Here is a 24,596-nt window from a genome sequence, read left to right as displayed (position 1 = left end):
GTATTACCTAACTATCATAAAATTATTTAAAGAGGAGGATGATTAGGATAGGAAAAATATGGTTTTATATGGTATCAATAGGAATAATAGGAAGTTTGATTTCTAAAAATATGGGTGAATTAAATAAAGTTATATTAAGTGAAACATCAAAAGGTATAGAATTTGCAATAAGTCTAGCTGGTATAATGGCACTTTGGATGGGTGTAATGAATATTGCAAAAGAATCAGGTCTAATCGAAAAGATAGGCCAGAAATTAAATCCTATAATGAGAAGATTATTTCCTTCTATTCCAAAAGGTCACAAAGCAATGTCTTATATAGTTATGAACATTGCTTTAAATATGCTGGGTGCTGGAAATGGTGCAACCGCATTTGGTTTAAAGGCAATGAGTGAGCTTCAAACTTTAAACAACAAAAAAGATACAGCAACTAATGATATGATTATGTTTATGGTAATAAATATATCATCTATACAAATAATTCCATTTACCATAATTAAATTAAGGATGGATATGGGAGCTCAAAATCCAAGTGAAATAATTTTTACAACCTTATTTGCAACCATTATATCTACAGTAATAGCGATAATAACATGTAAATTTTTTCAAAGAAGATATAGATAAAGGGGATGTAGATACATGGAAGTGTTTTCAAACTTACTTATACCAATAATAATTTTGTACATAGTAGTTTATGGTAAATATAAAAAAATAGATGTGTATGATAGTTTTGTAAAAGGGGCAATTGATGGGCTAAAGGCAGCATGGGACATATTACCATATATAATAGGAATATTCCTGGCAATAGGAATATTCAAAACAGGTAAAGGTCTTGATATGTTAGAATGGTTATTTACACCAATAGCTAATATGATGAGTATACCAAAAGAATTAATAGGTCTGATAAGTGTAAAACCTTTATCTGGAAGTGGTGCTTTAGGTATGTATAGTGAACTTGCAAATAGGGTTGGAATAGGTAGTTTAGTAGAAAAAATGGGTGCTACAATTGTAGGTTCTTCTGAAACTATCTTTTATACAATGGCAATATACTATGGAAGTCTAAAGATAAAAAATACTAGGCATACATTGTCATGTGCTATGATTAGTCATGTCGCTGGTGTTATAGCAGCTGTTTTTATTTGCTATGTAATATTTGTATAATTTGTTGACAATGTGGGAAAAATTTTATAATATAGTGATTATATAGAAATAAATAGTAATATAAATTATAAGCTATGAAAAGAAGAGTAAATAAAGGTTTTTTCTATCAGAGAGCTAGGTTAGGTGAAAGCTAGTGTCAAAAGCTTTATTGAAGATGGTCTTGGAGCTTTTTATCTGAGCATATATGCTAGGATAAAACGGTTGGGCACGTTATAGTCTACTAAGATGTCTATAAAGTGAATTTCTACATTTCATGTGAAACATAATTATTATAGATGAATTAGGGTGGTACCGTGAATAATCTCGCCCCTATGTTAGCTCATAGGAGGCGATTTTTTATTATTTCAATGAAATATTTATAAAACTAGAACGATAAAAAAATTAGGAGGTAAATAATATGAGCAAACCGAGTTTTTATGTAACAACACCAATATACTATCCAAGTGGAGGATTACACATAGGTCATACTTATTCAACAGTAGCAGCAGATACGATAGCTAGATTTAAGCGTTTTTGTGGATACGATGTAAAGTTCTTAACAGGAACAGATGAGCATGGTGAAAAAATCCAAAAGAAAGCTATAGAACAAGGAATGTCAGAGATAGAATATCTTGATGGAATGATAAAAGATATAAAGGCTTTATGGAATACTATGGATATATCTTATGATGATTTTATAAGAACAACAGAAAAAAGACATACAGACATAATACAAAAAATATTTACTAAATTATATGAGCAAGGTGATATATATAAAGGAGAATATGAAGGTAGATATTGTACTCCTTGTGAAAGTTTCTGGACAGAATCTCAATTATTGGAAGGAAATAAATGCCCTGATTGTGGAAGAGAAACATATTTAGTGAAAGAAGAATCTTATTTCTTTAGACTATCTAAATATGAAGATAGATTAAAAGAGTTATTTAAGGATGATAGCTTCTGTTTCCCTGCTGCTAGAAAAAACGAAATGGTAGCAAACTTTTTAGATAAAGGATTAGAGGACTTAAGCGTAACAAGAACGACTTTTGACTGGGGTATAAAAGTTCCTTTTGATGAAAAACATGTAATTTATGTATGGGTAGATGCTTTATGTAATTACATAACAGCATTAGGATATATGACTGACAATGATGAAGAATTCAAAAAATATTGGCCTGCAAATGTTCAAATAGTAGGTAAAGAAATAGTGAGATTCCATACAATAATATGGCCAGCACTTTTAATGGCTTTAGGTTTAGAAGTTCCAAAGCAAGTATTTGGACATGGATGGATATTATTTGCTGATGATAAGATGAGTAAATCAAAAGGTAATGTGGTTTATCCAGAACCTATAATAGAAAGATATGGAATAGATACACTTAAATATTTCTTATTAAGAGAGTTTGCATTTGGACAAGATGGAAGTTATACTCATAGAAATTTTGTAACAAGAATAAATTATGACCTAGCAAATGATTTAGGAAACTTAATAAGCAGAACAGTAGCCATGGTTGAAAAGTATAATAATGGTATAATACCAACAGTAAAAGTTTCAACTGACTTTGATGCAGATTTAAAAGAGCAAGCTGTATCAACTAGAGAAAACTTTGAAGCTGAAATGGACAAAATGCAATTCCATGAAGCATTAGAGAGTGTATGGAAATTAGTTAGAAGAACTAATAAATATATAGATGAGACTATGCCTTGGGCACTAGCTAAAGATGAAACTAAGAAAGATGAATTAGACACAGTTTTATATAATTTATGTGAATCTATAAGAATAATTGCAACATTAATAAATCCTATAATGAATGAAACAGCAAATAAGATATATGAGCATATAGGAATAAAAGGTCAAGATGATATAACTACATGGGAAAGTACAAAAACATTTGGTCTTATTGGCGAAAATGTAAAGGTATTTAAAGGTGAACCTTTATTCCCAAGATTAGATGTAGAAAAGGAAATAGAAGAATTAACTAAGATGTTTTCTGGGAAACCTCCAGTAGAAGAAAAGCCATTAGAGCATAAAGAAGAAATTACTATTGATGACTTAGATAAAATAGAGCTTAGAGTAGGAAAAATAATAAGCTGTGAAAAGCATCCAAAAGCAAATAAATTATTAGTATCACAAGTTAAAATTGGACCAGAAACAAGACAAATAGTATCAGGAATAGCTGAATACTATAAGCCAGAAGACTTGGTAGGTAAGGAAGTTACAGTAGTATGTAACTTAAAACCAGTCAAATTAAGAGGTGTAGAATCTCAAGGTATGATACTAGCAGCAGGTGATGATGGAGACCCATATGTTCTACCATTTACACAAGGGGCTAAAGATGGATGCGAGGTTCGTTAATAGGCAATTAAACAGTAAGGAGATTAAAAATGTTATTTGACTCACATGCACATTTAAACGATGAAAGTTTTGATGAAGATAGAGATGAACTTATTGGTTCATTAAAAGAAAAAGGTGTAGATTTAGTTGTAAATCCAGGTGCAGATATAGAAACATCAATAACAGCAATTGAACTAGCAAAAAAGTATGATTTTATATATTCAGCAGTTGGAGTACATCCACATGATGTATCAAAGCTAGATGATACAGCAATAGATACTTTAAGAAAACTTGCAACTGAAAATGAAAAAGTTGTAGCTATTGGAGAAATTGGGTTAGATTATTATTATGATTATTCTCCAAGAGAAGAGCAAAAAGAGTGGTTTAAGAAGCAAATTGAGTTAGCTAATGAGTTAAAACTTCCAATAATAATACATGATAGAGATGCACATGGAGATACTTTTGAGATAATAAAAAGTACTAAAAGTCCTGAAATAGGGTGTGTACTCCATTGTTATAGTGGCAATGTGGAATTAGCTAGAGAATATGTTAAAATGGGTTGTTATATATCAATTCCAGGAACAGTTACTTTTAAGAATAATAAGAAAACTAGAGAAGTAGTAAGAGAAATTCCTCTGGAAAGGCTGTTTATAGAGACTGATTCACCATATATGTCACCAGAGCCACACAGAGGAAAGAGAAATAACCCTTCTCAAGTAGCTTTTGTTGCTGATAAAATAGCTCAAGAAAAAGGTATATCATATGAAGAAGTATGTAGAGCTACAAAAGAAAATGCAAAAAAGTTTTTTAATATAAAATAAACAATTAAAACTTATAATGATATATTAAAATAAATCATTATAAGTACAAAATGAGGGAGTGTCTCAAGACGAACTTTTTAGTTCATGAGGCACTCTTTTTTTTATGAAATCAAATATATTTTCATCATTTTAACAATGAAAAAGGTGATTATATCTATTTTGGGAAAACCTACTTTTTTATTTCTAGTGATTTAATTTACATTTTCAATATATAATTTCTTAACATTGTTAAAAAAGAATTTACAAGATATCCATTAGAATTAACTGAAACATAATATCTATTTAACTTAAGTTGTTTATTATATTCTTAGGTAAGTAAACGAAAAGTAAATTAAGGAGGCAAAATCTTGTATACAGTTGATAGTACTAAGATATTGATAAATATGGATTTAGGGAAACTAGAAAAAATATATTCAATGATAAAAAACATATCAAGTATTTCTATAATCAAAGAACCTAACTTAGCTACAGTGATGGTAAGAGCTAATGAAAGTGTAAATAATGCAACATTTAATTTAGGAGAGATATTAGTGACAGAATGTAGTGTAAAGGTGGATGAAAGTTTAGGTTATGGAATAGTTGCAGAAAATGATGATAAGAAAGTTGTTTATTTAGCAGCTATAGATGCAGTTTTACATAGCAATAACACTAAATTTGATGAGTTAAAAAATTATATAAATAAAAGTGTATATGAAGAGAGCTTAAGATATGAGCAAGAGATTATTGACGAGTTTAGTTTGATTAATAAAACAAAAGTTCAATTCAATACTATGGATTAAATAGGAGGAGAATCATGGTAAATTATACACAAGAAATATATAGAAAACTGCTAGATAGTGCTTCATTTCCTGGGAAATTAAATAACATAGATAATATAAATATAGAAAATAATACAAAACTATCAAATGGAGCAATTGGTATAGCAATTACTCTATTAGACCAAGAGGTTACCTTCTATGTAGAAAATCATACTCAAGAAGATATAAAAAACATAAGAGCACTTACAATGTCAAATCAAGTAGATTATAAAAAGTCAGATTATCTATTTTTAGATATTAATTCAGAAATAGATATACTGCAAGTTAGAATAGGTTCTTTTGAATATCCAGATGAGAGTGCAACTATAATACATCAAGTAAATGATTTATCAATAGATTATCAAATTAAGTATATAAAACTTGATTTAAGTGGTCCTGGTATAAAATCTAAAAATAGTTTATATATAGATGGAGTTAAAAAAGAATTTCTAGAAAGATTATCTACTATAAATAAAGATTATCCAATAGGAGTAGATTTGATTTTAGTGGATAAAAAAGGAGAACTTGTTTTTATACCAAGGTCGTCAAAATTAAGTTGGGAGGTACTATAAAAATGGCTTATGTAGCAGTTAAAGGTGGAGAAGAAGCTATATTACAGGCTAAAAATATACTTGAATTTTATAGAGTAAAAGGAGAGAGTTTGCCTATAGATGTAAAGCAGATTAAAGAGCAGATGTCTTATGCTGTAGATAAAGTAATGTCTGAAGGTAGTTTATACAACAAGGAACTATCTGCATTAGCTATAAAACAAGCTCAAGGTGATATATTAGAAGCATCTTTCTATATAAGAGCTTTAAGGTCAACAATGCCTAGAGTTACATATTCAGAACCTATAAACACAGAAGAAATGAGAATAAAGAGGAGAATATCAGCTACATTTAAAGATATACCAGGAGGTCAATATCTTGGAGCAACAAGAGATTATGAGAATAGAATACTAAATGTAGAATTATTAAAAGAAGACGAAAAAAAGAATAGAGACTTTAAAGATAGTTTCATAAATGAATTAGAAAAAGTGGATGAAATACCTAAGTTTACAAAGATATCTAATATATTTAGAGAAGAAAATTTATTACAAGAGGAAGTGTGTGAAGATAAATCAGAGGAAGTGATAGATGATATCACAAGAAATAGTCTAAGATTTCCAGTTTCTAGGTCGGCAAAATTACAGGCTTTAACCAGAGGTGAAAGTGGAGTGGTATCAGGTTTTGCTTATGCTATTGTAAGAGGTTTTGGTGATGAACATCCATATATAAGTGAACTTAGAACAGGTAATGTATCTATAAAAATAAAACATCCTATCTATGAAGATGAGCAAATAACAGTTGGTGACATGTTGGTTACTGAATGTGAAATAGTTTCCAATGCATCACAAAACAAGACTGAAAATTCTAAAAAAAGTTCAGAAGATAGAAATAAAATGTCTTTAGGATATGGTCTTTGTATGGGGAACAACGAGAATAAGGCTATATCTATGGCTATACTAGATAAATCTCTAGAACCAAATAGTGAAAAACTAGCACAAGATGAAGAATTTGTATTGCTTCATATAGATGGAATAGATTCATTAGGATTTATATCTCACTTTAAGCTTCCTCATTATGTAGATTTTAAAGCGGATGTAGAAAGAATAAAATAGTTTATGGAGGTAAGTTTAGGTGATATATAACTATGGTTTTTTAGATGAAAACACGAAGAAGGAAATAAGAAGAAAAATATTAAAAGCAGTATCAATACCTGGTTATCAAGTTCCTTTTGGTTCAAGAGAATTGCCTATAGCTAAAGGATGGGGTACTGGAGGTCTACAACTGACACTATCATTAATTGGTAAAAGTGATGTAGTAAAAGTAATTGACCAAGGAAGTGATGATTCTACAAATGCTTGTAATATAAGAAGCTTTGTCGCAGATGTAAGTAATGTAGAAACCACAAAAGATACATTAGATGCTACATTGATTCAAACAAGACATAGAATACCAGAAGAAAAACTAAAATCTAACCAAATACTGATATTTCAAGTACCAATACCAGAAACACTTAGAATAGTGGAACCTAGTGAAGTTGAAACGAGAAGAATGCATTCAGAAGAAGATTATAGCAGGATGTGGGTATATCTTTATGAAGATATAGTTAGATTTGATGATATATCAATAGCAGCCGAATATCCATGTAAAGTAAATGATAGATATTTAATGAATCCATCTCCAATACCAAGGTTTGACATAAAAAAATTAAACATGTCAGACAATTTATTCTTATTTGGTGCAGGAAGAGAAAAAAGGATATATGCAATTCCTCCATATACAAAAGTGGAACCTTTAGAATTTGAAGATTATAAATTTGAAGAGGAAAAATTTGAAGGAAAGTATTGTAGTTTATGTAAAAGTACAAACACATTTTTGGATGAAGTGTATGATAGTGACACTAATGAAAAGTACTATAGTTGCTCAGATACAAGTTATTGTGAAAAGGTTAGGTTAAGAAATAACGGTGTAGATGTGACAATTGGAGGTGCTTGGAATGAGTAATATAAATAAAACTAAAAGAATAGAAAATGTAGATAAACAAGTATTAATAGGAAGAAATATCAATCTTATTTATGGAGATGGATGTGAAAAGTGTTTTGAAAGCACAGGATATGAAAGTAACAATATATGCAAATATTGTGGCTCTATAGTTGCATGTAATAATGTAAATCTAGAACTTTATGAAGGGGAAGTCCTTGGTATTGTAGGTGAATCTGGTTCAGGAAAAAGTACATTATTAAAAATACTATTTTTTCAAGAACATGCCAACAGTGGAGAGGTATATATATCACATTACAATAAAGATGAAAATATATTAGAACTTTCAGACCAGAAAAAGAGGTATATAAAGAATCATTTTATGGGTATTGTATATCAAAATCCTCATCTTGGTTTAAACTTGGATTTTAGCAGTGGTGGTAACATAGCAGAAAAATTATTAATGGCAAATTTATATAACGTTGAAAAAATAAGAGATAGAGCCAAAGAACTTCTAATAAAAACTAACATACCTGTAGAGAGAATAGACCATAAACCAAAATACTTTAGTGGGGGAATGCAACAACGAGTTCAAATAGCAAAAGCTCTTTCAAATAATCCTCCAATATTGCTACTAGATGAAGTTACAACAGGTTTAGATGTATCTGTACAAGCCGAAGTTTTGGATTTAATAAGAGAAATTCAAAGAGAACTGAAGATTTCTATGGTAGTTGTATCTCATGACTTTGATGTTATCAAAATGCTTGCTGATAGGACAATTGTAATGAAAAATGGAAGTGTTATTGAGTCTGGTCTTACAGACCAAATAATGGAAGACCCACAACACCCATATACTCAGCAACTTATAAATTCACTGTTATAAATATTGTTTGTAAATAAGTAAAATGGGGGCTTTGAATAAAATGAAAGAAACTATACTTGAAGTAAATAATTTTAGTAAAGATTTTGAACTACATGCATTGAACAAAACTATAAAGGCATGTAATAATATAAGCTTTGAAGTTTCAAAAGGGGAATTCTTAGGAATAATAGGTAAATCTGGAGCAGGTAAATCCACTATATTAAAAAGTATTTACAAAACATACATACCAACAACTGGAGAAATAATCTTTAACTCAGAAACATATGGGAATATAGACTTGGCTAAAATTGGAGACAGAGAAATGATAAACCTTAGAAAAAAGGAAATAGGGTATGTATCACAGTTTTTAAAGACACTTCCACGAATAACTGCAATTGAACTAGTAATACATTCATTAATTGAGAGTGGGTTTGAAAAAATTTGTGCATATGATATGGCAAAAGATATACTTAATCAATTTGAAATAAAGGAAAATTTATGGGATGCTTATCCAAATAATTTTTCTGGTGGAGAAAAGTTAAGATTAAATCTTGCTCAAGCTATGGTTAAAAAACCTAGACTCTTGTTACTTGATGAACCAACTGCATCGCTTGATAATCAATCTAAAATATATGTAAAAGAAAAAATGTTGGAACTTAAAAGTCAAGGAACTACAATGATAGGAATTTTTCATGATATAGAATTTATGGAAACTGTTATAGATAAGACCTTTACTATGGCAAAAGGGACTATGAGTGAAAGTGGGGTAGCCTAGATGATAAAACTAATTCATAATGCAAATATTGTATTAGAAGATGCAATACTTGAAAATGCTCATTTAATTATAGAAGGAGATACAATAAAAAAAGTATCAAATGATAAGATTGACTATGCATTTGGTTTTAATGAGATAGATGAAATAATAGATGCAAAAAACTTGTATGTCATACCTGGTATCATAGATATTCATAGTGATGCTATTGAAAAAGAAATAGAGCCAAGACCAAGTACATTATTACCATTTAATATGGCATTTTATGAACTTGATAAAAAATTACCTGCAAATGGAATAACTACAGTTTATCATTCTATATCTTTAGGTGATGGAATAGGGGTTAGAAGTATTGATAATTCTTTAAAGATGATTGAAAATATTGATTCATACAAAAATGTAGATAGTAAGAGTATAAATCATAAGGTTCATCTAAGATACGAAGTATTATATCATGAAGGTTTAGATAAGGTTTCAGAATTATTAGAGGAAAATAAAATAGATTATTTATCAATAATGGACCATTCTCCAGGTCAAGGTCAGTATACAAATCCAAAATTTTATAGAGAATATGCTACTAAAGTATGGGGAGTTACAGAAAATTATGTTGATACATGGCTAGATGGTTTAGTAGATTTACATGATAATTTGGATTGGAACAAAATAGCTAATGTTATAGGAAAAGCAAAAAATAAAAATATAAATATTGCTTCACATGATGATGATACATTAGAAAAGATGGATTTTATAAAAAATATAGGAGTCAATGTATCTGAATTTCCTATAACTCTTGAGGTTGCAAAGTATTCAAAGAAGCTAGGTGTCTTAACTTGTCTGGGTGCACCAAATATTGTAAGGGGAAAATCTCACAATAACAACTTAACAGCAATGGATGCTATATTGGAAGACTGTTGTGACATTGTTTGTTCGGATTATCTTCCATCAGCTATGATAAAGTCTATGTGTATAGTTGCAGAAAAAACTAAAAATTTAAATAGAGCAGTCAATTTATTTACTTCAAATCCAGCTAAAGCAGTTGGTATATACGATGAAAGAGGTAGCATAGAAGAAAATAAAAAGGCAGATTTAGTTTTAGTAGATATTGATAGTGAATATCCAAAGATTGTAAATACTATTGTAAATGGAAATACAGTTTATAAAAGGGAGGTATAAAGATTGTTAACAGATTTACATTGCCATACAAGTATATCAGATAATAATTTAACTACAGAAGAAATAATAAAAAAAGCATCAGAAAAGAATATAAATGTACTAGCAATAACAAATCATGATACTTTATCTGGATTAGATGAAGCTCTTGTACTTGGAGAACATTATGGAATAACAATAATACCAGGTATAGAAATCTCGGCTTATGATTACAAAAATAGAAAAAGAGTTCATATTCTAGGATATAACATAGATTTAAATAGTCAAGAAATAAAAAGTCTATGTAATCCAATGGTATGTGATAGACATAAAGCATCCGTTAAGATGGTAAATAAAATTATAGATTTAGGATACAAAATATCTCTAGAAGATGTAAAGAAATACTCATCAAAAACTGGAATATTTAAACAGCACATAATGAAAGCTCTTATAGATAAAGGATATACAGATAATATATATTCCAGTCTATATAAAGAATTGTTTCACAGAGGAAATGGTAAGGCATATGTATCCTTAAAGTATGTGGATTATAGAGATGCAATAAAAGCTATAAAAAATTCTGGTGGAATTTGTGTATTAGCCCATCCAGGTCAAATGGACAATTTTAGTGCTATTGAAGATATGGTAAAAGTAGGATTAGATGGCATAGAAGCATATCATCCTTCACACAATAAAGAATTGGAAAAAGAATCACTTTTTTATGCTAAGAAGTACAACTTGGTAGTTACAGGAGGTTCAGATTACCATGGGGATTATTCTCAGCATAACTATGAACTTGGAAGCAAGAGCTTAAATAGAGAAGACCTATTTAAGTTCAGGTTGGCTTTGGGAGGGGTTTTATAAATGTCTTTTTTACAAGTAAAAAATGTAAGTAAAAGTTATGGACAAGTCAAAGTACTAAAAGATATATCTATTGACATTGAAAAAGGAGAGTTTATCTGTTTATTAGGTCCAAGTGGTTGTGGTAAAAGTACATTACTTAGGATAATTGCAGGTCTTGAAGATAAACATGATGGAAAAATAATAATAAACGATAAGGATATGACTAATTCACCGCCTGAAAGTAGAAATTTTGGTATAGTTTTTCAGTCATATGCATTATTTCCAAATATGAATGTTTACAAAAACATAGCTTTTGGATTAGAAAATAAAAATATAAGTAAATCTAATATCGATAAGAAGGTTAAAGAAGTTCTAGAAGTTGTAGAATTGAGTGGATATGATAAAAAATATCCATCGCAATTATCAGGAGGTCAACAACAAAGAGTAGCATTAGCTCGTGCAATTGCTTTAGAACCAGACTTTTTACTTCTTGACGAACCTTTATCGGCATTAGATGCAAAAGTAAGGTTAAAACTTAGAGAGCAGATTAGAAGCTTACATAGAAAACTAGGAATTACAACTATAATGGTAACTCATGACCAAGAAGAAGCGCTTTGTTTAGCTGATAAGATGGTTGTTATGAATAGTGGAGAAATAATACAGGTCGGAACACCAAAAGAAGTATATAAAAATCCCAACACACCTTTTGTAGCTGACTTTATAGGAACAATTAATTTTATAGATGATGGTATTAATAAAATAGCAATTAGACCAGAAGATATAAAAGTAGAATTCAATAGAGATTCTAAAGATAAGGATATAAAAGTAGGAGAAATTTTGGATATTGAATTTAGGGGATTTAACTATAGAATTACAGTTGAGTATTGTTCTAAACAAATGAAGTTAGATGTAGTTTCAAAAGTTGCTGAACAAATGAAACTATGTATAGGTTCTAAAATAAACTTTAAGATACCTAAAGAAGGAACTGTAGAATATAAATCAGAGGGATGTGCTTAATAGCTAGGGGTGAATAAATGATAACAGCAAAGAATAAAAGAAGAATAGGTGATAGCACGATACAGAAATGTTTCTTAGTTTTTTCAGTAATTTTACTAATAGTATTTATATTATTTCCATTAGTATCATTATTAAAAAATGCATTCTTAGATACAACTGGAAATTTTATAGGTTTTTCAAACTTTAGTAAGTATATTGAAAATCCAAGTCTTATAGCATCGTTTAAAAACTCAATTTTTGTATCTACAGTTTCGTCTTTAATATCACTATGTTTAGCATTTATATATTCGTATGCAATAACAAGAACAAATATAAAGTTTAAAAACTTTTTTAAAACTATGGGAATGTTTCCACTTTTTGCACCAACTATGTTATATGGTATTTCACTTATATACCTTTTTGGAAATAAAGGAATCTTTACAACAATGGGATTTGAGGTACCATTATATGGTCCATTAGGAATAATTATTTCTCAGATACTATTTACATTTCCACAAGCATTTTTAATATTGTCTGTCGCACTTTCAATGGCAGATTACAGACTTTATGAAGCAGCAGATAGCTTGGGAGCTAGTGAATTTAAGAAGTTCTGTAAAATTACAATTCCAGGTATAAAGTATTCACTGGTTAGTTCATTCTTTGTATCCTTTATACTAGCATTTACAGATTTTGGAGCGGCCAAGGTAGTTGGAGGAAACTATAATGTATTGGCTACTGACATATACAAACAAGTAGTAGGACAATTTAACATACCAATGGGAGCAACTGTTTCTATGGTAATGCTGATTCCTGTACTGATAGCTTTTACATTAGATAAGATGGCAAGTAAAAAGCAAGGAATGACTATAACTGCAAAATCTATGCCATATAAAATTAAGGAAAATAAGCTTAGAGATAGAGTATTTTTAATAGCATGTAGTTTTATAACTTTATTAATCTTTATCTTGATATTCGTTTCAGTTATAGGTTCAGTTATAAAACTATGGCCATATAATTTAAGTTTTACAATGGAGCATTATACATTTAAAGGTATCTTGGGAAGTGGAATAAAAACATATTTAAGTAGTTTAAAAATATCAACTTTAACAGCAATATTTGGAACTATATTTGTATTTTTTAGTGCATATATGATAGAAAAAGTAGATAAATTTCCTAGATTAAGACAAACGGCTTACTTTTTATCAATGATACCTATGGCATTACCTGGATTGGTTTTAGGTATATCATATATAACTTTTTTTAACTCAGCAAATAATCCATTAAACTTTCTATATGGAAGTACAGTGATACTAGTTATAGTAAATATAGTTCATTTTTATTCAGTTTGCTTTATAACTTCAAATTCATCGCTAAAGATGCTAGATAAAGAATATGAACTAGTTGCAAAATCTATAAATATACCATTTTATAAAGTGTTTTTTAACATAACAGTTCCAATGTCTATAACATCAATACTTGAAATAGTAGTATATTATTTTGTAAATTCAATGGTTACTGTTTCAGCATTAATATTCTTATATACTCCTCAGACTCAAACAGCATCAATATCAATACTAAAGTTAGATGAGATAGGATATATAGGGCCATCGGCTGCTATGGCAGTATTAGTGCTTTTAACAAATATAGTAGTAAGACTTTTGTACGAATTTGTCACAAAGAAGTTGAAAAATAACACACAAAAATGGCAACAAAAAGATGTTGCTTAGGGGAGGTAAAAATGAAATTTAAGAAGCTAGTTTCTTTAGGAGTATTATCAACACTTTTATTGAGTGTAATAACAGGGTGCAGTACTGCCTCATCAGGTTCAGATTCAAAGACTGATAGTAAGACAAAAGGAGATTTAACAGTTTATACAGCAATTGAAGAAGATAGTATAGAACCATATTTAGCTACATTTAAAGAAAAATATCCAGATATTAAATTAAATATTGTTAGAGCATCAACAGGAGACATAACAGCAAGACTACTGGCTGAAAAGGATAATCCTCAAGCAGATGTTGTATGGGGAGTTGCAGCTACAAGCTTATTAGTTGCAGATGAGCAAGGAATGTTAGAACCATATGCCCCAAAAGGTTCTGAGGAAATAGAGTCTGCATTTAAAGATGATAAGGAAGTTCCTTCTTGGGTTGGAATAGATGCTTGGATGACAGGTATAACAGTAAATACTAAAGAATTAAAAGATAAAAACATACCAGTTCCTAGTTCTTATGAAGATTTAACAAAGCCAGAGTATAAAGGTCTTATATCTATGCCTAATCCATCTTCTTCTGGTACAGGATATTTAACAGTATCAGCACTTATACAAATTATGGGTGAAGAAAAAGCATGGCAATACATGGATAAGCTACATGAAAACATTGGTGTATATACTCAATCTGGTTCAGCTCCGGCTACATCAGCAGCTTCTGGAGAATATCCTATAGGTATATCTTTTGGATATAGAGGTATAAAATTAAAAGAGGAAGGATATCCAGTAGAAGTTGTATTTCCAAAAGAGGGTTCTGGATGGGATATAGAAGCAAATGCTCTTGTAAAAAAAGATGATATAAAAGAAGCTTCAAAAGTATTTTTAGATTGGGCGATAAGTAAAGAAGCAATGAATGAGTATTCTAAGAATTATGCTGTTACTACAGTTTCTACAGGAAATCCAATACCAGAAGGATTCCCTAAAAAACCATTAGAACAAATGATAGATAATGATTTAAAATCAGCAGCAAAAAATAGAGAAACTATACTAAATAAATGGATATCAAAATATGATGGAAAGACAGAAAAAGAGAGTTAAGTTTAATAATAAAATCAAATAAAAAAGAGCCTAGAATATAAATTTTATATCTAGGCTCTTTTAACGTGTTAAAATTTTTAAAATATTTTTCAGAACCAATATAAACTCAATATTTATAAATAATTATGTATTAAACTTATAACAATCAACATATTTTACTTATTACTATTAATTTAGAAGTATAGATATTACAGATTAAAATAAGTTATTTTTAATATTAAGATTAAAATATAACTATAATATATCAAGTAATTACGTTATTAACCGATTATTAAAATAGGTATGTAAATTTTTATTTAAGTAATTCTAGAATATATGATGAAAGAAGATATAAAGAAGGAAAATAAAAAGTAAATTGCTTTCAGATAACTATTAACTTGAAAGCAAGAGTTTAAATAGAGAAGACCTATTTAGGTTCAGGTTGGCTTTGGGAGGGGTTTTATAAATGTCTTTTTTACAAGTAAAAAATGTAAGTAAAAGTTATGGACAAGTCAAAGTACTAAAAGATATATCTATTGACATTGAAAAAGGAGAGTTTATCTGTTTACTAGGTCCAAGTGGTTGTGGTAAAAGTACATTGCTTAGGATAATTGCAGGTCTTGAAGATAAACATGATGGAAAAATAATAATAAACGATAAGGATATGACCAATTCACCGCCTGAAAGTAGAAATTTTGGTATAGTTTTCCAGTCATATGCATTATTTCCAAATATGAATGTTTACAAAAACATAGCTTTTGGATTAGAAAATAAAAATATAAGTAAATCTAATATCAAAAAAAAGGTTAAAGAAGTTCTAGAAATTGTAGAATTGAGTGGATATGAGAAAAAATATCCATCACAATTATCCGGAGGTCAACAACAAAGAGTAGCATTAGCTCGTGCAATTGCTTTAGAACCAAACTTTTTATTTCTTGATGAACCTTTATCTGCATTAGATGCAAAAGTAAGGTTAAAACTTAGAGAGCAAATTAGAAGCTTACATAGAAAACTAGGAATTACAACTATAATGGTAACACATGACCAAGATGAAGCACTTTGTTTATCTGATAAGATGGTTGTTATGAATAATGGAGAAATAATACAGGTTGGAACACCAAGAGAAGTATATAAAAATCCCAACACACCTTTTGTAGCTGACTTTATAGGAACAATTAATTTTATAGATGATGGTATTAATAAAATCGCAATTAGACCAGAAGATATAAGTATAGAATTTAATAGAGATTCTAAAGATGAGGATATAAAAGTTGGTGAGATTTTGGATATTGAATTTAGAGGATTTAACTATAGAATTACAGTTGAGTATTGTTCTAAGCAAATAAAAATAGATGTAGTTTCAAAAGTTATGGAACAAATGAATTTGTGTATAGGTTCTAAAATAAACTTTAAGATACCAAAAGGAATTGTAGCGTATAAATCAGAGGGATGTGCTTAATAGCTAGGGGTGAATAAATGATAAAAGTAAAAAATAAAAGAAAAATAAGTGATAGTACTATACAAAAGTATACTTTAACTTTTTCAGTAATTTTACTAATGGTATTTATATTATTTCCATTAGTATCATTATTAAAAAATGTTTTTCTAGATACAAGTGGAAATTTTATAGGCTTTTCAAACTTTAGTAAGTATATTGAAAATCCAAGCCTTATAAAATCGTTTAAGAACTCAGTTTTTGTATCTACAGTTTCGTCTTTAATATCACTATGTTTAGCATTTATATATTCGTATGCAATAACAAGAACAAATATAAAATTTAAGAACTTTTTTAAAACTATGGGAATTTTTCCACTTTTTGCGCCAGCTATGTTATATGGTATTTCACTTATATATCTTTTTGGAAATAAGGGGTTTTTTACAATTATGGGATTTGAGGTACAATTATATGGTCCATTAGGAATAATTATTTCTCAGATACTATTTACATTTCCACAAGCATTCTTAATATTGTCTGTCGCACTTTCAATGGCAGATTACAGACTTTATGAAGCAGCAGATAGCTTGGGAGCTAGTGGATTTAAAAAGTTCTATAAAATCACAATTCCAGGTATAAAGTATTCACTAATTAGTTCATTCTTTGTATCCTTTATACTAGCATTTACAGATTTTGGAGCGGCAAAGGTAGTTGGAGGAAACTATAATGTGTTAGCTACTGACATATATAAACAAGTGGTTGGACAATTTAATATACCAATGGGAGCAACTGTTTCTATGGTAATGTTGATTCCTGTACTAATAGCTTTTGCATTAGACAAGATGGCAAGCAAGAAACAGGAGATGACTATAACTGCAAAATCTATACCATATAAGATTAAGGAAAATAAGCTTAGAGATAGAGTGTTTTTAATAGCATGTAGTTTTATAACCTTATTAATCTTTATCTTGATATTCGTTTCAGTTATAGGCTCAGTTATAAAGTTATGGCCATATAATTTAAATTTCACAATAGAGCATTATACATTTAAAGGAATATCTGGAAATGGAATAAAAACATATTTAAGTAGTTTAAAAATATCAACTTTAACAGCAATATTTGGAACTATATTTGTATTTTTTAGTGCATATATGATAGAAAAAGTAGATAAATTCTCTATGTTAAGACAAATAGCTTACTTTTTATCAATGATACCTATGGCATTGCCTGGCTTAGCTTTAGGTATATCATATATAACTTTTTTTAACTCATCAAATAATCCATTAAACTTTCTATATGGGAGTACAATGATACTAGTTATAGTAAATATAGTTCATTTCTATACCGTTTCTTTCATAACTTCAAATTCATCGCTAAAGATGCTAGATAAAGAATATGAACTAGTTGCAAAATCTATAAATATACCATTTTATAAAGTGTTTTTCAATGTAACAGTTCCTATGTCTATAACATCGATACTTGAAATAGCAGTATATTACTTTATGAATTCAATGGTTACTGTTTCAGCATTAATATTCTTATATACACCTCAAACTCAAACAGCATCAATATCAATACTAAAGTTAGATGAGATAGGATATATAGGGCCATCGGCTGCTATGGCAGTATTAGTGCTTTTAACAAATATAATAGTAAGGCTTTTGTACGAATTTGTAACAAAAAAACTAAAAAATAACACACAAAAATGGCAACAAAAAGATGTTGCCTAGGGGGGAAAAAATGAAATTTAAGAAGCTAGTTTCTTTAGGAGTATTATCAACACTTTTATTGAGTGTAATAACAGGGTGCAGTACTGCCTCATCAGGTTCAGATTCAAAGACTTATAGTAAGACAAAAGGAGAGTTAACAGTTTATACAGCAATTGAAGAAGATAGTATAGACACATATTTAGCTACATTTAAAGAAAAATATCCAGATGTTAAATTGAATGTTTTTAGAGCATCAGTAGGAGATATAACAGCAAGACTACTGGCTGAAAAAGACAATCCTCAAGCAGATGTATTATGGGGTGTTGCAGCTACAAGTATGATAATTTTAGATGATCAAGGAATGTTAGAGCCATATACTCCAAAAGACTTTGATAAGATAAATCCTGCTTTTAAAGATGATAAGGAAGTTCCTTCTTGGGTTGGAATAGATGCTTGGATGACAGGTATAACAGTAAATACTAAAGAATTAAAAGATAAAAACATACCAGTTCCTAGCTCTTATGAAGATTTAATAAAACCAGAATATAAAGGTCTTATATCTATGCCTAACCCATCTTCTGCAGGAACAGGATATTTAACAGTATCAGCACTTATACAAATTATGGGTGAAGAAAAAGCATGGCAATACATGGATAAGCTACATAAAAATATTGGGGTATATACTCAATCTGGTTCAGCACCAGCAATATCAGCAGCTTCTGGAGAATACCCTATAGGTATATCTTTTGGAAATAGAGGTATAAAATTAAAAGAGGAAGGATATCCAGTAGAAGTTGTATTTCCCAAAGAGGGTTCTGGATGGGAGTTAGAATCAAATGCTCTTGTGAAAAAAGACAATATGAAGGAAGCTTCAAAAGTATTTTTAGATTGGGCTATAAGTAAAGATGTAATGAATGAGTATTCTAAGAATTTTGCAGTTACTACAATTGATACAGGAAATCCAATACCAGAAGGATTCCCTAAAAAGCCATTAGAACAAATGATAGACAATGATTTAAAATCATCAGCTAGAAATAGAGAAGCTATACTAAATAAATGGACATCAAAATATGATGGAAAGACAGAAAAAGAGAGTTAAACTTATAGAAAAGTAATTTAAAATAGAATGTATCAAAATGAAATGATAATTTATGTGTATAAAAAGGTGGATTCTGATATATAGAATTCGCCTTTTGACATATACAAATGTTCTATAGATGGCATAATATACTTAATATTAATAAAAGATATTAACATATTAAATATAAAGAAAAGTATCTCTACTACTATTTGTAAATAAGGTTATAAAAAACAAGGTAGTATTCATTTAATAAAAATGATTTTTTAATAAGATATGTTTTCAAATAAAAATAAATAGCTTAGTACCTTGATTAAATCAAATAAAAACCTTAAAATAAATAGATGTAAAGAAAAACTAAAAACGAATAAAAGGTGAATTTATATGATAAAAGAAATAATCGTAGTAGAGGGTAGAGATGATGTTACAGCAGTTAAGAGAGCAATAGATGCAGAACTTATAACTACAGGGGGATTTGGATTTCCAAAAGGTGTAATGGAGCGTATAAAAGCTGCTAATGAAAGACGTGGTGTCATAATATTTACAGACCCAGACTTTGCAGGTGAAAAAATAAGAAAAAAAATAGCATCAGAAGTTCCAGGATGTAAACATGCATTTCTACCAAGAGAAGAAGCTAAAAAAGATGGAGACATAGGAATTGAAAATGCTACTCCTAAAAGTATAATAGCAGCTTTGAATAAAGTTAGAACTGAAAATACAGAAAAAAGAAATGAATTTAAACAAGTTGACCTAATTAGAAATGGTCTTATAGGTAACGAAGATGCATCACATAGAAGAGATGCACTTGGTAAAATACTTGGAATTGGATATGGAAACGCAAAACAATTTTTAAATAGATTGAATAATTATGGAGTTGAAAGAGAAGAATTTATAGATGCATTAAAACAACTCTAAATGTAATATTTAGTATATGAAAAATATTATATAAAATAGATGTGAAATCACAGGTTAATTTAAGACAAATTATTTCTAATAAATACTTTGTTTTAAACACATACAAATATGTATAATTAAAAAAATTAAATCTTAAAATAAGTTAAAAGGAGTAAATAATGGATAGACTATCTTCACATAGTGCAACAAAAGAAGTAGTACAAAAATATAATTTTAAATTTTCAAAGTCTCTAGGTCAGAATTTTTTAATAGATAGTAATATAATTGATAAAATATTAGTTGGAGCTAGGATTAAAGAAGGCGACAACATAATAGAAGTAGGACCTGGAATAGGTACTCTTACTCGTGAAATGGGTAAAGTAGCAGAAAAAGTAGTGGCTATAGAAATTGACAGAAATCTAATACCTATACTGAAAGATACATTGTCAGATTTAGATAACACAGAAGTAGTAAATAAAGATATATTAAAAGTAGATATACAAGAACTAATAAAAGATAAATTAAATGGTGGGCCAGTTAAGCTTGTGGCAAATCTTCCATATTATATAACTACGCCAATAGTTATGAAGTTTTTAGAAGAAGATATACCTGTAACAGACATAGTAGTCATGGTTCAAAAAGAAGTTGCAGATAGAATGAATGCTATACCAAGTACTAAAGATTATGGAGCATTATCTATAGCTGTTCAATATTATTGTGAAACAGAGATTGTAGCAAAAGCTCCAAGACATATGTTTATACCACAACCAAATGTAGATTCTACAGTTATAGGTCTACATGTAAGAGCTGAAAGAAAATATGATGTTCATAACGAAGAACTATTCTTTAAAACAGTAAAAGCATCTTTTGGGCAAAGAAGAAAAACTCTTCTCAATTCGTTGGGAGGTCTTGGTTTTCTTAATAAAGACGAAATAAGAGAAATATTAAAAGAAGCTAATATAGATGAAAAAAGAAGGGGTGAAACTCTTAGTATAGAAGAGTTTGCAGTTCTTTCAAATATAATAAATACAAAAGTATCTTCTAAATAGAAGGTACTTTTTTTTATTTTATTAACATATATTGTTTAGAGAAACTGTGTTAAGGGGGGATTGCAGTGGGTTCTAAAAGAAAGTTTAAAAGAGACTATATAATACTAGAAGCTAAAGACATAAACTTTAGATACAAAGAACGAGTACTGCCAAAAGCTTTTGCAAAAGTTGAAGTAAATGATGAAAAAGCAATTATTGCATTATATGTAGAAAATCTAAAATATGTTAAAGATGGGTATAAAGCAGTGGCAATAAAAGGTGACCATGGGTTAATAGACCTAGGAAATATAATTTTAAATGAACAAGGAAGAGGTGAATTTGTTTTAGACTTAGAGGATTATGATGATGAAATAAAAGGTATTGCATTATTGTATGGAAGAAATATACCATTAATTGGATTTAAAGGAAATAAGATTGAAAATTATGAGGACATATTATTCCAAGAGGTAGAAGATGAAGAATATGAAGAGCTGGAAGAAGACGAAGAATATGAAGAGATAGACAATGAGGAAGATGGTGATAGAGAAGAAGGTAGCGACGATGAAGAAGAATATATTATAGAAGAATATGATGAAGATGAGTACGAAGATTATTGGGAAGATGATGAAGACGTTGAAGATGGAGAATTAAAAGCAAGAACGGACATAGAAGATTCTAGTGATGAGGAAATAGAAGAATTTAATAATTATAAGGAAATAGAAAACTACAATAAGGTTAAGGCGCAAGAAGAATATAGAGATATGGAATATGATGATGAATGTGACGAAGATGATGAAGAAGATTTTGAAATAAACAGAGAAGAGGAATCTGTTGTTTCTTTAAAACCTACTAAATCAAAGAAAGCTCAGAAAGAGCAGAATAATATTGAAAAAATAAAAAGAGCCAATGGAGTAAGTCAGGGGGATAGTGGAAATAAACAAGCTAGTACATTACTTATGCCTAGACAAATAAAGAAAGGTTTGAAATTATTTAGAGAAGTAAAACCTTTTGCAACAGATTATATAGATAAGACAAGATGGTGGAAAATAGAGATAAATCCTACAACTCTATGTGGATATACAATGCCACATTTAGGATATTTAAATGTGTTGAATTATACGATGTATAGTGATGCAGTATTGCATTCATATAAATATAGACATTACTTATTTGGAGTTCAATATGATGAATATAATAAAAGAAAACATTATATCTATGCTATTCCAGGAAATAGAAGTGAACAGCCAGACAATGGAAGCACAGGGTTCTTAAGATATCAAGCTTGTGACAATAGAACAAATAGCTTAGGATATTGGTTATGTTTTATAGATTCTAGACAAAGAAATATAGTTAGATAGAAATAATAAAAATGCAAGAATTTAGCCTTGACTTTCACTTTACTAAAAAAAATTAAGGAAAGTAATATAAAAACTTAAAAACTATTGATAATATTTAAATATTACACTACAATATATGTTGAAATACCTATTATATTATGGAGGAAGATTATGATAAACGAGCAAAGAATTTTAAACGAGTTCCTTGAATTAATACAGATAGACAGTTTATCTTTAAAAGAGGGGAATGTTGCTAAAGTATTAGTTGAAAAATTAGAAGAAATAGGTTGTTCAGTTGTAGTAGATAATGCTGGTGAAAAAACAAATGGAGAAACTGGCAATATAATAGCTACATTAAAAGGAAATAAAGAAGGTAAGAAAATATTATTTAGTTCACATATGGACACAGTAACTCCAGGTATAGGAGTAAAGCCTATAGTGGATGAAGCAAATGGAATAATAAAAAGTGATGGTACTACAATATTAGGTTCTGATGATAAAGCAGGTATAGCAGCTATATTAGAAGGCTTAAGATATATAAAGGAAAATAACATAGAACATACTGATATACAGGTTGTATTCTCTATATGTGAAGAATGTGGATTAGTTGGAGCTAAAAATTTAGACTATGGAAAAATAGATTCTAAATATGCTTTTGTATTAGATAGTGGTGGTTCTCCTGGAGAAATAATAGTAAAAGCTCCTGCACAAGATGTAATAAATGTTAAGATATTAGGAAAGACTGCTCATGCAGGTCTTGAGCCTGAGGCTGGTATAAGTGCTATAATGGTAGCAGCTAGAGCAATAGAAAATATGAATTTACTTAGAATAGATGAGGAAACAACTGCTAACATAGGAATTATAAACGGTGGAACAGCTACAAATATAGTAACAGGTGAAGTTAATATAGTTGCAGAAGCTAGAAGTTTAAAAGAAGATAAATTGGATGTTCAAACTAAACATATGGTAGATACTTTTGAAAAAGCTGCTAAAGATTTTGGAGCTCAAATTGAGATAGATGTAAACAGAGCATATACTCCAATAGATGTTAACGAAGATTCTGAAATAATAAAACTTGCAAAGAAAGCTTTTTCAAACTTAGGTATAGAGGGTCATACTGAATCTACAGGAGGAGGCAGTGATACAAATATATTAAGTAAAAATGGTATCGAAGCTATAACTTTAGGAATAGGTATGAAAAATGCTCATACATTAAGTGAACATATAGCTATAAAAGACTTATATGATTCTGCTAAGATGGTAGTAGAGATAATAAAAGAAGCATAAATTTAAATAATAGTGTATAATATATATATCGCCTAGCTTAAGCTAGGTGATTTTTCATTTTATAGAAGATTGATAATCTTTATTGAAAGTAAAGAGTATACATTTGCATGTAATAGTAGATTTAATCTATGTCCAGATGTATATTTTGATTAAAAAATAGCTACGCATACTCGTGACTTTAAGTCTTGAGTTAGTAGCTAAAATAGTCAGCATATAGGGAAACTTATATGTGGAGATAGGATATAACCTATCCAATACTACTTGAATTGCTGGAAACCCCTAAAGCTAACCAAACTAAAACATAAGGATGAAATAAACCTAAGTGTGAAAGTTACGAAAGTAGAAAAAATTGGTTAGATGGTATAGGGTTAAACCCTAAGTACTTTAAAATGGGCAATCAGCAGGTAAGCTCCTAAGTAGGAGAAACTTCAACGACTATTCCTCTTGAGGGAAGTACACTACAAGCTATTGGTAGTGGAAGTGGGTAGACCTTAACGAATAACGCCGAAGGATAAGATATAGTCTGTGCTTACATGAAAGTGTAAGAAGTTCATAAGAGAACTGCATAGGTAGTAGCGAACTTATGTGAACGACAACCTCAAAATGATAAAAGTTAGGACTTACGGTTCTTACATATGTTATTTAGAAATAAATATAAAAACCTTTAAAATACTTGTTTAAAAAAATTTACCTTGTTAATATTAGGATGGGTGAGTAAAAATTGAAGTAGCTCAGATATGTATATTTAGTACAATACCATATAGTATGGTGTGTAAAATATAGACATCCAGTATTACATAATCA

The 24,596-nt window shown here is 29.3% G+C and carries 22 protein-coding genes, 1 pseudogene and 1 other annotated feature; all 23 genes and pseudogenes read left to right on the top strand.

The features are described 5' to 3' along the window. Positions 1–38: 38 nt before the first annotated feature. The gene (locus ACTG48_RS19855) at positions 39–623 is read left to right on the top strand and encodes a nucleoside recognition domain-containing protein (protein WP_479917775.1); all 585 of its coding nucleotides are present in this window, start codon (positions 39–41) and stop codon (positions 621–623) included. A 15-nt stretch (positions 624–638) separates the two neighbouring features. Beyond that, on the top strand, positions 639–1,160 hold the full coding sequence (locus ACTG48_RS19850; protein WP_021386457.1) for a spore maturation protein: 522 nt from the start codon (positions 639–641) through the stop codon (positions 1,158–1,160). 65 nt (positions 1,161–1,225) lie between these two features. Continuing rightward, positions 1,226–1,474, top strand: a binding site (T-box leader). Positions 1,475–1,557: 83 nt separating this feature from the next. Further along, positions 1,558–3,495: a methionine--tRNA ligase gene (metG, locus tag ACTG48_RS19845; protein ID WP_021386453.1), complete on the top strand. Its 1,938-nt coding sequence runs from the start codon at positions 1,558–1,560 to the stop codon at positions 3,493–3,495. A gap of 29 nt (positions 3,496–3,524) precedes the next feature. Further along, a complete protein-coding gene (locus tag ACTG48_RS19840; RefSeq protein WP_021386463.1) occupies positions 3,525–4,295 on the top strand; it encodes a TatD family hydrolase in 771 nt (256 codons plus the stop codon). A 347-nt stretch (positions 4,296–4,642) separates the two neighbouring features. After that, positions 4,643–5,074 carry a phosphonate C-P lyase system protein PhnG gene (gene phnG, locus ACTG48_RS19835; RefSeq protein WP_044214042.1) on the top strand — a complete coding sequence of 144 codons (432 nt, stop codon included), beginning with the start codon at positions 4,643–4,645 and terminating at the stop codon, positions 5,072–5,074. A gap of 14 nt (positions 5,075–5,088) precedes the next feature. Continuing rightward, on the top strand, positions 5,089–5,664 hold the full coding sequence (gene phnH, locus ACTG48_RS19830) for a phosphonate C-P lyase system protein PhnH (RefSeq protein WP_021386458.1): 576 nt from the start codon (positions 5,089–5,091) through the stop codon (positions 5,662–5,664). A gap of 2 nt (positions 5,665–5,666) precedes the next feature. Further along, a complete protein-coding gene (locus ACTG48_RS19825) occupies positions 5,667–6,752 on the top strand; it encodes a carbon-phosphorus lyase complex subunit PhnI (RefSeq protein ID WP_021386464.1) in 1,086 nt (361 codons plus the stop codon). 19 nt (positions 6,753–6,771) lie between these two features. After that, positions 6,772–7,641, top strand: coding sequence for an alpha-D-ribose 1-methylphosphonate 5-phosphate C-P-lyase PhnJ (locus tag ACTG48_RS19820; RefSeq protein ID WP_021386460.1), 870 nt, complete (start codon positions 6,772–6,774; stop codon positions 7,639–7,641). Then, positions 7,634–8,500, top strand: a complete 867-nt coding sequence (locus ACTG48_RS19815) for an ATP-binding cassette domain-containing protein (protein WP_021386469.1) — start codon at positions 7,634–7,636, stop codon at positions 8,498–8,500. Before ACTG48_RS19820 ends, ACTG48_RS19815 begins: the two co-directional genes overlap by 8 nt. A 40-nt stretch (positions 8,501–8,540) precedes the next feature. After that, positions 8,541–9,254 (top strand): phosphonate C-P lyase system protein PhnL, encoded by a 714-nt coding sequence (locus tag ACTG48_RS19810; RefSeq protein ID WP_021386449.1) that lies wholly within the window; start codon positions 8,541–8,543, stop codon positions 9,252–9,254. Next, positions 9,255–10,424 (top strand): alpha-D-ribose 1-methylphosphonate 5-triphosphate diphosphatase, encoded by a 1,170-nt coding sequence (locus tag ACTG48_RS19805; protein ID WP_021386468.1) that lies wholly within the window; start codon positions 9,255–9,257, stop codon positions 10,422–10,424. A 3-nt stretch (positions 10,425–10,427) separates the two neighbouring features. Next, positions 10,428–11,264: a PHP domain-containing protein gene (locus ACTG48_RS19800; RefSeq protein ID WP_021386467.1), complete on the top strand. Its 837-nt coding sequence runs from the start codon at positions 10,428–10,430 to the stop codon at positions 11,262–11,264. Further along, positions 11,265–12,260: an ABC transporter ATP-binding protein gene (locus ACTG48_RS19795; protein WP_479917774.1), complete on the top strand. Its 996-nt coding sequence runs from the start codon at positions 11,265–11,267 to the stop codon at positions 12,258–12,260. A gap of 17 nt (positions 12,261–12,277) precedes the next feature. Further along, entirely contained in the window at positions 12,278–13,966 is a 1,689-nt protein-coding gene (locus ACTG48_RS19790) for a putative 2-aminoethylphosphonate ABC transporter permease subunit (RefSeq protein ID WP_479917773.1), read from the top strand. A gap of 11 nt (positions 13,967–13,977) precedes the next feature. Continuing rightward, positions 13,978–15,045 carry a putative 2-aminoethylphosphonate ABC transporter substrate-binding protein gene (locus ACTG48_RS19785; protein ID WP_479917772.1) on the top strand — a complete coding sequence of 356 codons (1,068 nt, stop codon included), beginning with the start codon at positions 13,978–13,980 and terminating at the stop codon, positions 15,043–15,045. A gap of 445 nt (positions 15,046–15,490) precedes the next feature. After that, positions 15,491–16,483, top strand: coding sequence for an ABC transporter ATP-binding protein (locus ACTG48_RS19780; RefSeq protein WP_479917771.1), 993 nt, complete (start codon positions 15,491–15,493; stop codon positions 16,481–16,483). Positions 16,484–16,500: 17 nt separating this feature from the next. Further along, positions 16,501–18,189 (top strand): putative 2-aminoethylphosphonate ABC transporter permease subunit, encoded by a 1,689-nt coding sequence (locus tag ACTG48_RS19775; protein ID WP_479917770.1) that lies wholly within the window; start codon positions 16,501–16,503, stop codon positions 18,187–18,189. 10 nt (positions 18,190–18,199) lie between these two features. After that, a complete protein-coding gene (locus ACTG48_RS19770; RefSeq protein WP_479917769.1) occupies positions 18,200–19,267 on the top strand; it encodes a putative 2-aminoethylphosphonate ABC transporter substrate-binding protein in 1,068 nt (355 codons plus the stop codon). Between the two features lie 363 nt (positions 19,268–19,630). Beyond that, positions 19,631–20,161 (top strand): ribonuclease M5, encoded by a 531-nt coding sequence (gene rnmV / locus ACTG48_RS19765; RefSeq protein ID WP_021386441.1) that lies wholly within the window; start codon positions 19,631–19,633, stop codon positions 20,159–20,161. A gap of 158 nt (positions 20,162–20,319) precedes the next feature. Then, positions 20,320–21,189 (top strand): 16S rRNA (adenine(1518)-N(6)/adenine(1519)-N(6))-dimethyltransferase RsmA, encoded by an 870-nt coding sequence (gene rsmA, locus ACTG48_RS19760; RefSeq protein ID WP_021386446.1) that lies wholly within the window; start codon positions 20,320–20,322, stop codon positions 21,187–21,189. Between the two features lie 65 nt (positions 21,190–21,254). Next, positions 21,255–22,526, top strand: coding sequence for a hypothetical protein (locus ACTG48_RS19755; RefSeq protein ID WP_021386440.1), 1,272 nt, complete (start codon positions 21,255–21,257; stop codon positions 22,524–22,526). 150 nt (positions 22,527–22,676) lie between these two features. Continuing rightward, entirely contained in the window at positions 22,677–23,792 is a 1,116-nt protein-coding gene (locus tag ACTG48_RS19750) for a tripeptidase T (protein ID WP_021386442.1), read from the top strand. Positions 23,793–24,528: 736 nt separating this feature from the next. After that, a pseudogene (locus ACTG48_RS19745) lies at positions 24,529–24,594 on the top strand (transposase); the annotation flags it as partial. Positions 24,595–24,596: the final 2 nt, after the last annotated feature.

The sequence above is a fragment of the Clostridioides sp. LIBA-6822 genome, assembly GCF_056688955.1.
Note: the sequence above shows the minus strand (reverse complement) of the source record. Positions and strands in the feature narration are given on the sequence as shown.